Raw genomic sequence first — 14,976 nt, forward strand, 5'->3', positions numbered from 1 at the left:
CCGATTTCCTATCATTATACCTCATGCATCTTTGAAAAGCATTGTAGTGTAAGTTGAAATAAGGTATACTTACCAAGTGCCTTCGTGTTCCCGCATTGCGCACACAATTGGCACCTGATCAACTGTAAAAAGGACTTTGAAACCATGATTGAACTAAAACACCTGACAAAAAAATATGATCATTTTCTTGCCGTGGATGACCTGAACCTGCGCATTGCTACTGGGGAGTTTTTTGGCCTTCTTGGACCAAACGGAGCCGGAAAGACCACGACGATCGGCATGCTTTCCACTCTCCTGCTGCCCACAGACGGGGAAATTCTTTTAGACGGGGAACCATTGACACGGAAAAATGACCGCTTGAAGCGGAAACTGAGTGTTGTAACCCAGGAATATTCCATGCGCCAGGATATGACCATGGATGAGATTATGCAATACCAAGGACGGCTCTACTATATGCCGGCAAAAAAAATCCGGGAACGTACCGAGGAGCTGTTAGAGTTCTGTGGTCTGATCGATTACCGCCGCCGGACCGTGCGTAAGCTTTCCGGCGGAATGAAACGGAAGCTCATGGTTTGCCGCGCCCTTCTGACAGAACCGGAAATTCTGCTTTTGGACGAACCGACTGCCGGTATGGACGCCCTGGCACGGCGGCAGATGTGGAACCTGTTAAAAAAGCTGAACCAGCAAAATCTGACTATTCTTTTGACAACACACTATATGGAAGAAGCTGAGACGCTGTGTGACCGGGTCGGATTTATGTGTAACGGAACACTCGGTGAAACAGATGCACCTGCCAATATGATCGGAGCGCTTGGGCGCTATACCGTAGATGAAGCTGCAGAAGGCGGCATCACAAACCATTATTTTCAGGGAAAGGAGGATGCAATCCACTATCTGTCCGCTTCCAGCACGGAGGCTTCCTTGCGCAGCACAACGCTGGAAGATGTTTTTCTGGAAAAGATCGGGCAGCAGCTGGAACGCAGATCATAATGGGAATTATAACCGTACTATGGGAAAAATGGGTAGAATTCCGCCGCGATTTCTATAAGATCACATTAGCCGCCATGATCGCACCTCTTCTTTATATTCTGGTGTTCGGCTTAGGCATCCAGACGATGTCGCATGGCCAGTCCTATCTGAACTTCCTGATCCCCGGCGTTGTTGCACTGACCACAATGAACGGAAGCTTCAATGCGATCGCACAGAATTTAAACGTCCAGCGCCTGTATGAGAAGGCGTTTGACCAGGTCATGATCTCGCCTACCCCGCTATGGCAATTCATTGCAGGACAGATCATCGGCGGAAGCCTGCGTGGTCTTTATGCGGGAATGGTCATCATTCTTCTGGTCCTTCCGATCGGAACGGGATTATGCTTTAATGGCTGGTCGTTCCTGTTTATGTTTTTAAATGGGGCGGTGTTTTCCACCATTGGAGTTGTGGTTTCTTTCTACGCCAAAAACCACGCGGATGTCCCGCGCTTTTCCAACTATGTCATTATGCCGATGGCATACCTTTGCAATACCTTTTTCTCGGCACAGAATATGCCTGACGGGATCCGCCAGGTGATCGAATATCTGCCATTGTCGCAGACCAGTGCTGCACTGCGCTGCATTGCCAACCATGAACCGTTTTCTTATCAGGGCATCGGCATTTTGCTTCTGTATCTGGTATGCTTTTCCTGTGCAGCATCATGGTTTCTGTATAAAAAGAAAAACCTGTAATATAAAAAGGAGCCGTTTCTTATGAAATCGATACCGATACACCAAATGTTCCGGAAAGCAGTTCTCATCCCTCTGTTTTCTATTGCATTTTTGTCTGGCACCCCTTATGCCACAGCGGCTCAGACATCACTTTCACCCAAAGCAGAGCTTGCAGACGGAGAATATGCCATTGAGCTGAGCATGACAGGAGGAAGCGGAAAAGCATCCGTTCAGAGCCCGACACTACTCACGGTGGCAGATGGAACTGCTTACCTCTCCATCACCTGGAGCAGCCCAAACTACGATTATATGATCGTAAATGAACAGAAAATCTTAAACGACAGCAAAAAGGGGACGAATTCACATTTTACAATTCCAGTTCCAGATCTCACCAGAGAACTGGATGTCATTGCTGACACACTGGCTATGGGCACGCCATATGAGATTCCGTATCAGCTACAGCTTTATCCAGATTCCATAAAATCAAAAAGCACCCTCCCGCAGGAAGGTGCCAAACGTGTTTTACTTACAGCCGCCGCTATGATCGTCGGTGGCGGAATCCTGAATCATGTGGTTCAGGAACGCCGGAAGCAGGACTATACCGGGAAACGGCGTTAAACTGTTAAGTTACTCATAAGTAAAGTAGCGGTATCCTTACTCCCAAACCAGAAATAGGAACATCGCTACAGCTGCTTTACTGCCTGTAAAAGATCCGCAACTGCTTTTTGCGGGTCTTTTGCTTTCATGATCGCGGATACAACCGCAATTCCGTCTGCCCCGCTTCCGGCCAGAATTCCCATGTTCTCCAAATTCAGCCCGCCGATCGCTACTACCGGAATCGGAACTGCCTTACAGATATCCGACAAGGTCGAAACTGCAGTCAGCACGGTCGTTACCTTGGTTGTGGTCGGGTAGATTGCCCCGACACCAAGGTAATCTGCGCCATCCTCATAAGCTTTCTTTGCTGCTTCTACTGTTTTTGCGGTTGCACCAACAATTTTATCCGGTCCAAGTAAGCGACGTACCTCAGCGACAGGCAGGTCAGAGGCTCCTACATGGACACCTGCTGCACCACATGCCATAGCCACATCGGCACGGTCATCGATGATCAGCGGAACCTGATATCGATCGGTGATTTTCTTGATCTTGCAGGCCTTTTCCAGATAGTCACGCCCTCCTGTATTTTTTTCTCGAAGCTGCACCAGTGTTACGCCGCCCTTGCAGGCCTCTTCCACCGTATATAAGAGAGATTCCTCTGTATGATAGGTACTGTCTGTCACAAGATACAGACTCAGATCCAGATTTTTTGTCATAAGGTTTGCCTCTTTTCTGTTTTCTCTGTTTTCTTTTTAATGATTTTTCCAAGAACTGCATTCTACAGTTTCCTGTGAAAATCAAAACGCATGCTGTCGTATTCTTGCTTCTGACAGAAGCTGATCTTCCCCCAGAGCATAAATTTCATCGAGCAGGTTTACCTGAAAGCTTCCTGGCCCGCGGGAAATCCCGGAAGCATGTTCCCCAGCAATTCCCATGGTAGCTGCTGCAAGAAGTGCTGCTGTTGTTCCAGTCCCGGCAGGATTTCCTGTATTTCTGGAAGAACCATTGTCCTGAGAGCCAGCCATTTTGATGTCTTTGCTCTCACGATTTTCCCGGACCACGGATTTTCTGCTATTTCCTGGAAGATAAGCCGCTGTAAGTGCGCCTACCATACAGCCGGTACCCGTGATCCCAGATAAGCTGGCATTTCCATTTGAAACAAGAAATACATCCTGGCTATCTGCGATCAGGTCCTGCTTTCCGGTTGCCATAACTGTACAGCCAAGGTGAAACGCAAGTGTCCTCGCTGTACGGCAATACCAGTCCTCGTTTGCATCGGAAAGTGCATCCTGGACTCCTGCATCTATTCCGGTCCCGTGAAAAGGAAGCTCTGCAACAGCCAGAATCTCAGAAATATTCCCCTTGATCACAGAAAATACTCCGTTTTCCAGCAATTGCTTCGCGTAATCACGGCGAAGGCTGCTGCAGGTAACCCCGACTAGATCTAACAGTACTGGAATATGGCGCTGGTTTGCTTCTGTAAGCGAAGCTTTCATGGATTCCATCCGTGCATCCGTGATATTTCCAAGATTCAGCATCAGCGCAGAAGAAACCGCCGTGATCTCTCTTACTTCTGCCGGATGCTCTGCCATGATCGGTCTTCCCCCTGCCGCCAGTATGATATTGGCACAGTCATGGATAGAAATCGGATTGGTAATGCAATGGATCAGAGGTGCCGTTTCTTTAATATACCTTCGAATCTCCAGCATGCCCTGCAGCTGCATGGACTGTTTCAGTTTTCTTTCTTCCGTTTCTGTCATAAACCTTTGCTCCCAGACTCTCTTGAAATTTTGCCAGCATTCCGGTCTGGCTCAATGCCTTCAGGAATACATAAGCTGCGATGCCTCCCATGATCGTTGCGGAAATAAACATCGGGGTATAATAGAAGGCGTTCAGACCATCGCGTCCCATAATAAACGCCATGACCGGATAAGATACCAGGGATCCAATGATTCCGGTACCAAAAATTTCACCAAATACTGCACAGATGATTTTTCCCTTCGATGCACGGTAAAATACACCAGATAAAAACGCTCCAAATACCGCACCCGTCAGTGCTAACGGCGGAATGCCCATAAACATCATACGGATCACACCGATCATACAGGCGCAGAGAAGGGAATACCACGGTCCCATAAATACAGAACAGGTAATATTGATCAGATGCGCAGTCGGGCACATTCCCTCAATCCGTAAGATCGGTGAAATTACGACTCCGATTGCTACCATCATAGCTAAAAATACCATGCGAAACGTTTTCATTCTTTGTTTTTCCATTTGTTTGTCCTCCTGTTTTTTCCAGAATCCTGCCGCCAGAGCCAGATTCCAAAGAAACAGGTCAGATAGCGGCAGGTAGTGTACGGTATGACTCACGTTCTGCATCATTATGCGAAATGTGAATAAGACAGTATACTAATTCTTGTTCGGTCGAAGTTTACTTACTTCCTCTCACTCCGAAAACACGGATTCCCATCGCTATATAAACTCCTTCTGCCAGACTGCAGGGCGCTCCCCCTCCAGTCTACTTTTCCTGCAAAATATGATTCTGTTCCTGTTCATGCGTTGCACAAACACACTTTCAGGATTTCCAGCTGACAGAGACGTCTCCCCTGCATCTGGAGCTTTTGCAGTGCATCCGGATACTAGTTTCTATAATCATTATATTTCATAGGACGCACTTTCCTATGAAACAAAAAAATGCGCCTTCAGGAAATTGCCCGAAGACGCACACTTCTATTCCTTGCTTCCCTCCGTTGGCATTACCCAAATCAGGTACGGTCGAAGATCGATCTTCCTCTCAGCCTGTCTCACAGACTCCCGCGCTTTTTCTCTTTTAACGTAAGTAAGCATAACACAGAGACTTGACCCTGTCAACTGTATTGTCGTTATGTTACCGTTGTGTCACCATTGTGTTACTGTTCACAGGTAGGTATTTTCTGAACTGAAAATCCCGTATAGTACAGTTATAGTTTATAGCTTCCGGATACCGTTCAGCGTCAAAAACATGGTTGTTAATTCTGCACATGGAAATGCCATCCATACCCCATTCATGCCAAATACAGCAGAAAGGAGGAAAGCAAACGCAAGGATTGCAACAAACCCACGGGATACAGAAGCTGCAAACGCCCAGCGTGCTGACTCTACGGCACTTAGGATATTGGTTCCGACAATATTAACTCCGGCAAACAAAAAACCGGTAAAATAAATCTTTAATCCCTGTCTTGCAAGAGCTGCCAGCTCTGCACTTTGTTCCTGGTTAAAAATTCCAGCCATCGGTTCTGACCAGAGCTGTACGGTCACAATAAGCAAGCAGGCGACACATAAAGCTGTTTTAATTGCAAGACGGATCACGGTTCTCAGGCTTTCTTTATCGCCAAGTCCATAGAAACGGCTGAGCAGCGGCTGGGAGCCCTGCGCGATTCCATTGAATAATGCAACTGCCACAAGCGAGAAATTTGCAACGACTCCATACGCTGCAACCCCGATATTACCCGAAAGCCGGAGAATGATGGTATTAAATGCCATTGTGATGACACCGGAGGATATTTCCCCTACAAAGGCAGAGATACCAACCTGACAGGAAAAAAGCAGCTTCCGGACAGACAAACGTACCGGCTTGAAGCAGATCGTATTTCTGCTGCTACGGAAATGTCTGAAGCAGATAAGAATACTGATAACCGGTGATAATGCGGTTGCAAGTGCCGCTCCCGGCATAGACATTCCCAAAGGAAACATCAGCACATAGTCAAATACGATATTAAACAGATTGCTTGCAAGTGTTGCATACATTGCGATGGATGGATCTCCATCATTGCGAACAAATGCACTGATAATATGATTCCACATAAAAAACGGGGCAAACATCAGAAATATGCGGGTATACATGATTCCGGTCGATACAATCTGTGCATTGCCTCCAAGAAGGTGGATGATCTGTCCCGGGAAAAAGGCTCCTGCCAAAACAAACAGGACACTGATCACTGCTGCCCATGACAGTGCATGAAAGAAATAGCCTTCCGCTTCTTTCATTCCTTTATTACGCTCAACCGTAAAACGGATTGCAGAGCCGACTCCGATCATTGCGCCTACCGCAAAGATCAGATTGTAAAGGGGTAATACCAGATTCAATGCCGTGATACCATTCGCACCGACAGCCTTAGCAATAAAGAATGTGTCGGCCAGAATGTAAAGGGACATACCGAGCATGCCTAACATATTCTGGGAAACATAGCGGATAAACTGTCTTTTGATATTCATGCTAAGCTTCCCCGCCTTCTGTATGATGGTTTCCAAGCTGCCAGAATGCCACTGCACTGGCAGCAGCTACATTCAGGGAATCTACGCCATGGGACATTGGAATCCGGATGGTGTGATCGCAGTCGGCAATGGTTTCTTTTGCGAGGCCATCGCCCTCGGTTCCAAGAACGATTGCAAGCTTCTCCTCTGCCTGGACACAAGGATCATCAATGCGGACTGAGCGGTCTGTAAGAGCCATGGCAGCTGTTTTAAAGCCCAGATCCCGCAAAAGCTCCATAGCCGGGTGCGGCCAGGCACTGTCGTGCTTAAGTACCGTCCACGGGATCTGGAACACCGTTCCCATGCTGACCCTCACGGATCTTCTGTACAAAGGATCGCTGCAGCCAGAAGTAAGCAAAACTGCATCCATATTCAGCGCTGCCGCCGAACGGAATATAGCTCCCACATTGGTCGGGTTTACTACATTTTCGAGAACAACGATCCGTCTGGCCTTCGCACAGATCTGCTCAATAGATGGCAGTTGTTTGCGGCGCATGGCACAAAGCAGACCGCGTGTCAAAGAGAAACCTGTGATCTGTTTTAAAAGCTCCATGGGAGCTACATAGACTGGGACCTCTCCACATCTGGCCAGTATTTCTGCAGCTGCTCCCTTTAATTCCCGCTCTTCGGCAAGGATGGAGACTGGCTGGTATCCGGCATCCAGAGCACGGCCGATTACGATCGGGCTTTCTGCAATAAAAAGACCAGCCTCTGGTTCATAATAATGGAATAGCTGGTTTTCTGATAAGCTGGAGTATACCTCAAGCTCCGGACTGGAAAGATCTGTTATAGGAACGATATGATCGTGTAACATAGGGAATTTCCTCACTTGGTTATATTGGATAAAAAACAGATTTTATTATAACCAAAGCAGGATTCATATGCAAGCTATTCAGAAAAATACACGACCGTCAGGTATTCACCGGAATGGATCTGTTCGGATTTCAGACCATTCATGCGCTTTAATTCTTCTACATATTCTGCCTTGGTATAAGGACTTCCCTGACAGTATTGGCCTGCAAGGTCCCAGAGGCTGTCTCCCTGGCGGATCTGTACACTTGTGTAATAACGCTTCAGCTCAGGTATTGCCTTTTCTTCTGCCCGCGCATTTAACAGTGTATGTCCCAGAAAACCGGAACAAAATGCCAGGATCATAAGTAAAATAACCGTAAGATTCCGTAAACTGCGCTTCATTGTTCTTTTGCTTCTCATAAGTGATTCCCCCTGTCCGGAATAATTGTGAACGTACGTTTGCTATGTTGCTATTATAGAATCCGAACATGCGTTTGTCAATACGTTTTCGCAAAAATTCCCGAACAAAAGTTTGCTTTTTTGGCTAAGCTGTGCTACTATATCCTTAGAAAGAATTTTTCAGAATACACCCGCAAGGAGGGAACATTATGGCACAGGGTAAAATTACCGCAAAACAACAGGAAATCTTAACATATATCAAAGAATGCATCTTAAAAAAAGGCTATCCGCCTGCAGTACGTGAAATTTGTGAAGCAGTCAACTTAAAGTCCACCTCTTCCGTCCATTCCCACCTGGAATCCCTGGAGGCAAACGGATATATCCGCAAGGACCCGACCAAGCCGCGCGCGATCGAGATCCTGGATGACGAGTTTGCATTAAACCGCCGCGAGGTGGTGCAGGTTCCTATGATCGGCACAGTTGCTGCCGGTGAGCCGATCCTGGCACAGGAACATATTGAAGATTATTTCCCGATCCCGGCCGAAATGCTCCCAAACAAGGATACTTTCATGCTGAAGGTCAAGGGCGAGAGTATGGTCAATGCAGGTATTTTTAATGGGGACCAGGTCATCGTTGAGCAGACCAATACTGCAGAAAACGGGGAAATCGTTGTTGCACTCGTCGACGATTCCGCTACTGTCAAACGTTTTTACAAGGAAGACGGGCATTACCGCCTGCAGCCGGAGAATGACACCATGGAGCCGATCATCGTTGACCATGTGGAAATCCTCGGCAAGGTCATCGGACTTTTCCGTATGATGGCATAAAATACCATAAAAAAAGATACGCCTTAGCACATTTCTGTGACAAGGCGTATTTTTTTATCATATTGTTGCTGAAAACCTCGTCCGGCGACAGCCCGGCAGGGTTGTTTATGCCAGAACCAGGCATCAGAGCGGAACTGTTACCATAGAAAGCAGCGTCGATAACACTACGCATTTTGTTGCAAAGATCTCATCCTTTTGGTACTTTGCCGCAAGGACCGCAGTCGTACCTCTGCCAGGATCGTTCCTACCAGTGCCATAGCCAGAAAGGTATTCGCACCTGCTATATTTTTGATCGTCAGGCTGAAAAAACCTGGAAGCGAGATCTGGAATACCATGACCAACATGCCGAGAACAAAGTTTGGAATGCAAGGCATCGGCCAAAGTTCACCAAATGTTCACCATTTTACGGAAAACTTAATAAAAAATCAATGGCTTTTTCCCTGGCTTTGTAGTAAACTCTTGTTTGTTGGTTCACGAGAGATGATTGTTACTGTTTGCGCAAACGCACAGATAACAGCATAGAACCACAAAGAAAGATCAGAGGAGTGATATATTATGAAAAAGGCATTATTAATTACTGCAATCGCAGCAGTTTCTATCAGTGCAGCAGCTTGCTCCAGCAAAAAAGCAACGGAAACCACAGCAGCACCGGCAGAAACCACAGCAGCAGAAACCACAACCGAGGCTGAGACCGACGAGGATTATACCAGCGGTATCATCACAGCGATCGACGGCGATGTCCTTACCGTAAAAGACGATTACAACGACGAAGAGAAGAAATACGATATTTCCGGCGCAGAGGTTACCAATGAATTCCCGCTTTCCGAGGGTGACTGGGTAGACATCACCTTCCCGGCCGGCAGCACAGACGATCCGGTTCCGGCTATCGCACTCGAGGTTACCTCATCCATGTTAGAGCAGACCACAGATCCAGTTGCAGAAGGTACCATCAAAGACGTTGCTTCTGACAGCATGACCCTGGAGGTAGACGGTGAGGAATATAAGGTTCTGACCGGCAACGCATATGTTGTTGCAAAGGACGGCATCAAGGCTGACGAAACCGTAGAAGTAACCTATCTCGGCGATCTGGACGATGAGCCTCTGGCGATCAAGATCGTTTCCGAAGACCAGAAGGATTCTGATGAGGCTAAGATCAATGCCTTTGTAGGTAAAGTTGCGCAGATCGGTGAAGATGGTGATCATATCGTTCTGGAAGCACAGACCGGTGACTTTTTCACATTCGTTTCTGGCGATACCGATTTCAGCCAGTACGCTGAGGGCGATACCCTTCAGATCCAGTACGATGGCTCCATCAATGACAAAGAGATCCAGATTGTAAAGATCACCAAAAAATAATAGCTTTCATTTAAAAAAATAGGGAAGAACAGGCCCGTGTAAGCTAACAGTAATAGCTCACACGGGCCATATTCATTCTATTATATGCTGTTAAATATCGTAGCCGATCATGCGGATATAATCTTTGATCAGTGCTACCACCTGTTCAAGCTCCAGCTTACTTGCATTGATCGGAAGATCGTAGTTCGTCAGATCCTCCCACTCTTTTCCGGTAAAATACTTGTGGTAAGCCCTGCGCTGTTTGGTGATCTTGTTTAATTTATTAAGCGCTTCTTTGCTGTCTGTAATACCATCGGTTTCCTGAGTTCTCCGGACACAGGTTTCTGTGTCTGCGTATACAAAAATCTTTACCAGATCTTCTTTTCCAGCGGTCTCCAGAATATAATCCGCGCAACGGCCAACAATCACACAGGACTGCGCAGCCGCCAGCTCACGGATAACCTCCGACTGGAAACGGAACAGATTGTCCGGTGAGGTGACATCCCCCTCTTTCTTTGGTTCTTCAAAAATACCGGTAGGCAGATGCAGGTTTCCAACGATCTTCCTGAGAAGGTTATTTCCTGCTTTTTCATCTGCAAGACGGAAATAGCGCTCTCCTACTGCACTTTTTTCGGCTGTCATACTTAAAATTTCGTCATCATAAAACGGAATGTTCAATTCCTCAGCAAGCTTTTTTCCAACAATACGGCCGCCGCTTCCATACTGGCGCTCGATCGTGATCACCAATTTACTTTTATCCATAAGAAATCCTCCCTCTAAGGATTATTTTTTTCTGCTGTCTGCGCAACGCGTAAACAGTAACTTGTTTTTATATCCACTATGTTCAGTATATCACAAAACCACTCTTGTGCCAAACTTTTTTACACTCTGCCGACCCAAATTCATTTTTTCTGATAATATTAAATGTTTTTCTTCAGATTTCAACAGTTTAAATACACGTAAACCTAATGTTAAAAACTGATAAGGGCTTCTTTATATAGGCCATAACTTATTAAGTATTTGCCTTTTTGCTATGTTTCACCTATAATGAGAAACGTAACAACTAAGTAGTGTTCTGAGATCCAATACAGCTTCTGTTTCAAAACGATGGCTTTTATCCGATTTCTGCCAAATGATCGTGAATTCATTGCCATACGGGTGAAATACGGAGCTTTATTGGCATATAAAAATAAAACATAATAAGGGGATTTTTATGGAAGAAGTAAACCTGCAGGAAATGCTGGCGGCCAGGGAACGCCGCTGCTATCTGCAAGCCCAGCTGTTACAGCAATATAAAAAGAGCCTGATCAGCTTTACCTTAAACATACCTGGCCCCATCAAAGTGCTTCCAGGTGTTCCAGAAGCCTTTGCCCTGGGGTGCAGCCGGATTGAGGCACTGTTAAAGGAGCGTCTTGTTTTGATCCAGCATATGGAAACCATAAAAGAGAAAACCGGCTATGAGGCATTCTACAATGTCGATGCAAATCCCGATTTTGTAAAGGAGCTCATGGTTTCCTTAGAAGATCAGGACCGCATTGGACGCCTGTTCGATATTGATGTACTCCGTCCCGATGCATGCAAGGTTTCCAGGGAGGACCTTGGCTTTTCTCCCAGAACGTGCCTACTGTGCGGACAGCCTGCCCATGTATGCAGCCGCAGCCGCAGCCATAGCGTAGCAGAGCTGACAGCGGAAATTTCGCAGATTCTGAACAAACTTTAAAGATTTCAAACTATCCTGTATTGCGGAGGTACTGGTATTTATGATTGCTTCTATTTTTTCTGAGGAATGCGCCTATTCGCTCATGGCGGAGGTAGGCGCTACCCCGAAGCCTGGTCTGGTAGACCGCCACGACAGCGGTGCACACACCGATATGAACTATGACACCTTTGCTGCCAGCACAAAGGCAATTGTCCCATATCTGACCCGGATGTTTGAGCTTGGCCATGGGTGGAGCTCCAAGGATTTTAATGCCCTGTTTGAGCAGATCCGCCCAGTAGGCGTAGAGGCAGAAAAGGCTATGTTTCAGGCAACAGACGGCGTTAACACCCACAAGGGTATGATTTTTTCCATGGGAACGATCGCGGCAGCAGCCGGGCTCTTCTATAACCGGCACAACCGCTTTGATGCTGAAAAGATCCTTATGCTTGCCGGATACATCTGCTACGATGCTATGCGAAAGGATTTCCAGAAAATAGACCGGAAAAACCCGAAAACCAACGGTGAGCTTTTGTACCTGCGTTATAGCACAAAGGGGATCCGTGGGGAAGCACAGAAAGGCTTTCCTTCTGTCCGCACCATTTCCCTTCCAAAGCTCCGTGCTTCCTTTTCTTCCGGACAGACAGAAAATGAAGCTTATCTGAATACGCTCCTTACCCTGATGGCTAACGTCGACGATACCAACGTATTAAGCCGGACCAACCCCGTGGTCCAGGGCTATGTCAAGACTGCCGCTGCACAGTTCTTAAAGCTGGGCGGTGCCTCCACCAGCCAGGGAATGGATGCCTTAAAGAAATTAAATAAGAAATTCATCCAGATGAATGTCAGCCCAGGCGGATGCGCCGATCTGCTTGCCGTTACCATTCTTTTATACCGGCTGGAACAGCGAAACCCGCAGCCTGGGGCATGACATGCATTCTTTCAATACCTTCTACAATAATTCTTTGTAGAGCCGCAGTACATTTCCATGAAAGACTGCTTCGATCTCTCCGGTTGTAAAACCACTCCGGCTCATGGTGTCTGCCAGAAGCTGCATTCCGGAGCAGTCCTTCATTTCTGTCGGGGTATCGATTCCATCGAAATCAGAACCAAGCCCAATACATCCGATACCGCCAACCTGTTTCATATGTTTCATATGCGCCACCATGTCGCTGCACAGACTGTGCAGCGGCATTTTTTGTACTGCATCCCGGGAAGAGACCAATGGTGTGTCCGCTGATTCGTCTTGTCTGTCTTTTAGAAATGATGCGTAATAGTTGATTCCTGCCACGCCACCGCGCTCTGCCAGTGCCCGGATCATTTCATCGGTTAAATTTCTCGGATGATGTGCCAGTACCCGTGCATTGGAATGACTTGCAACAAATGGCTTTTTTGTGTAACGGAATACATCCCAGATTCCGGCATCATTTAAATGGGAAATATCGATGATCATTCCGATCCGTTCCATTTCCTGAACGAATGCAATTCCGGTTTCCGTTAAACCGTGTACCGTGTCCGGCACTGGTCTGGCCGGGGATGCGCTCTCATCCTTTCCATTCGGAAATCCCAGCTCATTTGGGAAATTCCAGGTAATCGTCATCATTCTGGCACCCAGACGGTAAAAATCGCGCAGACACGCCAGGTCACCTTTACAGATCCCGCCCTCTTCCAGCGTCAGCATGGCAGACATTCTGCCCTGCCTCCGGTTTTCTTCAATGTCATTCCAGCTTTTCACAATGCCGATCTGGTCTTCATAACGCCCAAGCTCCGTGTAAAAAAAATCTACCAGCTTCATTGCATAGTGAAACGGATCCTGTTCTCTTCCAAGATGCACAAACATGGCAAAATTCTGCAGGAAATAGTCTCCTTTTTTCATTTTATTTAGGTCGATGTGAAGCTGGTTATCGAAAATAGATCCTGCTTCTCCACGCTCCCTGGCTTTAAAAAGCTCAGAGATCGTATCACAGTGCATATCCACTACCTTCATGGACGTTTCGTCCTCCCTCTAAAAACAGGAGACCGGCTTTCCCACCGGTCTCTTTTCTTTTTCATATTATAATGTTTCCGCACGTTCTTCAATATTGCGTTTAAAATTGATCACCTCATGCTGATAATCCGTGTTCATAAAACAGGATGTGATCATGAAATCCGCTGTAGCTTTGTTGACAGCCATGGGAATATCATAAACCTGCGCGATACGCATCAGGGCTTTTACATCCGGATCGTGAGGCTGGGCTGTTAATGGATCGGAAAAGAATACCACGAAATCGATGACGCCTTCCACGATCTTCGCGCCGATCTGCTGGTCACCGCCCAGAGGGCCGCTGTTGTAGCCTTTTACCGTAAGCCCTGTCTGATCCGTGATCATGCGGGCGGTCGTGCCGGTTCCATACAGATTATGCTTTTCCAGCTCGTCCTTATGCTCTTTGCACCATGCGATCAGCTTTGGTTTTTCATTGTCATGAGCGATCAGTGCAATGTTCTTTTTGCTGCCAATAGTAAATGTAATGTATTCCTGAGACATATAACAGATCCTCCTTATTGCTGCCATCCACCCTTGTGTGAATGACAACCATATTTTTCCTCTGCGGATTAGCTAAAAGGTATCACATATTTGAAAAACATACAAGTGAAATTTTTGTAAAATTTTATCGTATCATCTTATTCCTTTTCCGGTCTATTTTCCGGATCCGGCAATGTGTTTCCGGAAATAGCTTCGCTTTCGGAAACAGGATTTTGTAAAGAATCGATCAGTGCCCAGATTTCATCCCGTCCCTGTTTCGTTTCCGCAGAGAACGGGATCAGGATATCTTCTTTGGCGAGACCAAGTCCCTCGCGCACCATCTTCACATGCTTCTGGATCTGGCTGCGCTTTAATTTATCAAGCTTTGTTGCGATGATAACTGGCTTATAGCCATTGGAAACGATCCAGTCGTACATCATCTTGTCATTCGCAGATGGATCATGCCGGATATCGATTAAAAGGAAAATGCATTTGAGCATCTTCGATTTCTTTAAATACCGTTCGATCATCTTGCCCCATTTTGCTTTTACCTCAACAGATACCTTTGCGTAGCCATAGCCCGGCAGATCAACAAAGTACAAGCTGTCATTGACATTATAGAAATTGATCGTCTGCGTCTTGCCAGGCTGTGAGGAAGTCCTCGCCAGCGCACGGCGGTTTAACAGACCATTGATTAGGGAAGATTTTCCTACATTGGATTTCCCTGCAAAAGCAAATTCCGGAAGAAGGTTTTCCGGCAATGTACTGGTAATACCACAGACTGTCTCCAGTTCCGCTTTTCTAATAATCATGTTTCATCCTCACTTTTTA

At 46.6% G+C, this 14,976-nt stretch carries 17 protein-coding genes and 1 riboswitch; of the genes, 7 read left to right on the forward strand and 10 right to left on the reverse strand.

Translation table 11 applies throughout. The features are described from left to right. Positions 1 to 144: 144 nt before the first annotated feature. Genes DW922_RS07925 through DW922_RS07935 form a run of 3 tightly spaced genes read left to right on the forward strand, consistent with a single transcriptional unit; the run spans position 145 to position 2,318 of the window. Complete coding sequence (locus DW922_RS07925; RefSeq protein ID WP_118726269.1) at positions 145 to 990, forward strand: ABC transporter ATP-binding protein; 846 nt, start codon at positions 145 to 147, stop codon at positions 988 to 990. Next, positions 990 to 1,721: an ABC transporter permease gene (locus DW922_RS07930; protein ID WP_118726270.1), complete on the forward strand. Its 732-nt coding sequence runs from the start codon at positions 990 to 992 to the stop codon at positions 1,719 to 1,721. Before DW922_RS07925 ends, DW922_RS07930 begins: the two co-directional genes overlap by 1 nt. A gap of 21 nt (positions 1,722 to 1,742) precedes the next feature. Further along, the gene (locus DW922_RS07935; protein ID WP_118726271.1) at positions 1,743 to 2,318 is read left to right on the forward strand and encodes a hypothetical protein; all 576 of its coding nucleotides are present in this window, start codon (positions 1,743 to 1,745) and stop codon (positions 2,316 to 2,318) included. A 65-nt stretch (positions 2,319 to 2,383) separates the two neighbouring features. Here DW922_RS07935 and thiE read toward each other — a convergent pair whose 3' ends face one another. The 6 genes from thiE to DW922_RS07965 form a co-directional block, all read right to left on the reverse strand. Further along, a complete protein-coding gene (gene thiE, locus DW922_RS07940; protein ID WP_118726272.1) occupies positions 2,384 to 3,013 on the reverse strand; it encodes a thiamine phosphate synthase in 630 nt (209 codons plus the stop codon). A gap of 81 nt (positions 3,014 to 3,094) precedes the next feature. Beyond that, positions 3,095 to 4,057: a hydroxyethylthiazole kinase gene (locus tag DW922_RS07945; protein WP_118726273.1), complete on the reverse strand. Its 963-nt coding sequence runs from the start codon at positions 4,055 to 4,057 to the stop codon at positions 3,095 to 3,097. Continuing rightward, on the reverse strand, positions 3,981 to 4,574 hold the full coding sequence (thiW, locus tag DW922_RS07950; protein ID WP_118719229.1) for an energy coupling factor transporter S component ThiW: 594 nt from the start codon (positions 4,572 to 4,574) through the stop codon (positions 3,981 to 3,983). The genes DW922_RS07945 and thiW overlap by 77 nt, the downstream gene beginning before the upstream one ends. Positions 4,575 to 5,024: 450 nt before the next feature. After that, positions 5,025 to 5,128: riboswitch (TPP riboswitch) on the reverse strand. Between the two features lie 139 nt (positions 5,129 to 5,267). Continuing rightward, on the reverse strand, positions 5,268 to 6,554 hold the full coding sequence (locus tag DW922_RS07955; protein WP_195715034.1) for an MATE family efflux transporter: 1,287 nt from the start codon (positions 6,552 to 6,554) through the stop codon (positions 5,268 to 5,270). 1 nt (position 6,555) lies between these two features. Beyond that, a complete protein-coding gene (locus DW922_RS07960; RefSeq protein ID WP_118726274.1) occupies positions 6,556 to 7,407 on the reverse strand; it encodes an RNA methyltransferase in 852 nt (283 codons plus the stop codon). Between the two features lie 74 nt (positions 7,408 to 7,481). Continuing rightward, entirely contained in the window at positions 7,482 to 7,805 is a 324-nt protein-coding gene (locus tag DW922_RS07965) for a LysM peptidoglycan-binding domain-containing protein (protein WP_243032134.1), read from the reverse strand. Positions 7,806 to 7,993: 188 nt separating this feature from the next. Here DW922_RS07965 and lexA point away from each other — a divergent pair, with 188 nt between their 5' ends. Both lexA and DW922_RS07980 read left to right on the forward strand, forming a co-directional pair. Next, complete coding sequence (lexA, locus tag DW922_RS07970; RefSeq protein WP_118719235.1) at positions 7,994 to 8,611, forward strand: transcriptional repressor LexA; 618 nt, start codon at positions 7,994 to 7,996, stop codon at positions 8,609 to 8,611. 555 nt (positions 8,612 to 9,166) lie between these two features. After that, positions 9,167 to 9,967 (forward strand): hypothetical protein, encoded by an 801-nt coding sequence (locus DW922_RS07980; RefSeq protein WP_118726276.1) that lies wholly within the window; start codon positions 9,167 to 9,169, stop codon positions 9,965 to 9,967. A gap of 90 nt (positions 9,968 to 10,057) precedes the next feature. Here DW922_RS07980 and DW922_RS07985 read toward each other — a convergent pair whose 3' ends face one another. After that, entirely contained in the window at positions 10,058 to 10,708 is a 651-nt protein-coding gene (locus tag DW922_RS07985) for a cytidylate kinase-like family protein (protein WP_118719239.1), read from the reverse strand. A 451-nt stretch (positions 10,709 to 11,159) separates the two neighbouring features. On the opposite strand from DW922_RS07985, the gene citX reads away from it, so the two are divergent. Together citX and citG are read left to right on the forward strand one after the other, a co-directional pair. Beyond that, positions 11,160 to 11,666, forward strand: a complete 507-nt coding sequence (citX, locus tag DW922_RS07990; protein WP_118719241.1) for a citrate lyase holo-[acyl-carrier protein] synthase — start codon at positions 11,160 to 11,162, stop codon at positions 11,664 to 11,666. A gap of 40 nt (positions 11,667 to 11,706) precedes the next feature. Continuing rightward, a complete protein-coding gene (gene citG, locus DW922_RS07995; RefSeq protein WP_118719243.1) occupies positions 11,707 to 12,573 on the forward strand; it encodes a triphosphoribosyl-dephospho-CoA synthase CitG in 867 nt (288 codons plus the stop codon). 21 nt (positions 12,574 to 12,594) lie between these two features. Here citG and DW922_RS08000 read toward each other — a convergent pair whose 3' ends face one another. From DW922_RS08000 to yihA, 3 genes are all read right to left on the reverse strand, one after another. Further along, positions 12,595 to 13,629 (reverse strand): dipeptidase, encoded by a 1,035-nt coding sequence (locus DW922_RS08000; protein WP_118726277.1) that lies wholly within the window; start codon positions 13,627 to 13,629, stop codon positions 12,595 to 12,597. Between the two features lie 66 nt (positions 13,630 to 13,695). Beyond that, the gene (locus DW922_RS08005; RefSeq protein ID WP_182436831.1) at positions 13,696 to 14,166 is read right to left on the reverse strand and encodes a methylglyoxal synthase; all 471 of its coding nucleotides are present in this window, start codon (positions 14,164 to 14,166) and stop codon (positions 13,696 to 13,698) included. Between the two features lie 137 nt (positions 14,167 to 14,303). Further along, a complete protein-coding gene (gene yihA, locus DW922_RS08010; RefSeq protein ID WP_118719245.1) occupies positions 14,304 to 14,957 on the reverse strand; it encodes a ribosome biogenesis GTP-binding protein YihA/YsxC in 654 nt (217 codons plus the stop codon). Positions 14,958 to 14,976: the final 19 nt, after the last annotated feature.

This window comes from Clostridium sp. AM42-4 (assembly GCF_003480105.1).
GTDB lineage: Bacteria > Bacillota > Clostridia > Lachnospirales > Lachnospiraceae > Brotaphodocola.